We start from the raw sequence: 474 nt of genomic DNA, 5'->3' as shown, positions 1-474 counted from the left end.
GTGAGCTCCCGTTGCGCTAGCTGACGATGCCAAGATCACCTCCGAGAAGGGCGTCATGGAGATCCTCGTCACAGGCGGCGGGGGGCAGGTGGGTCTCGAGTTGCAGCGGCAGCCCTGGCCCGAGGGGATCCGCCTCGTCGCGCCGGATCGAGCAACGCTCGACCTGGCCGATCCGGGCTCGATCGAGCGCGTGTTTGCCGGACAGCGCTTTGCGGCGGTGATCTCGTCCGGCGCCTATACCGCGGTCGACCGCGCGGAGACGGAGGTGCTCGAGGCTTGGCGCGTGAACGCGCTCGCTCCGGCGCTGCTCGCGAGGCTTTCGGGACAGGCTCGCATTCCCCTCGTGCATGTCTCGACCGACTACGTCTTCTCGGGCGAGAAGGACGGGTATTACCAGGAACTGGATCCCGTCGCCCCGATCGGCGTCTACGGCGCATCGAAGGAAGGCGGTGAGCAGGCGGTAAGGACGGGCAA

General features: G+C 67.5%; 1 protein-coding gene. It reads left to right on the top strand.

Annotated features, from left to right (window positions below; genetic code table 11):
• Window positions 1-55: 55 nt before the first annotated feature.
• On the top strand, window positions 56-474 hold a 419-nt coding region (locus AC2JF9_RS08835), incomplete at its 3' end, for an SDR family oxidoreductase (RefSeq protein ID WP_500727018.1).

The organism is Lactobacillus sp. C449L (assembly GCF_059900815.1).
The sequence above is the reverse complement of the archived record's forward strand: the minus strand, read 5'-3'. Positions and strand labels throughout refer to the sequence as shown.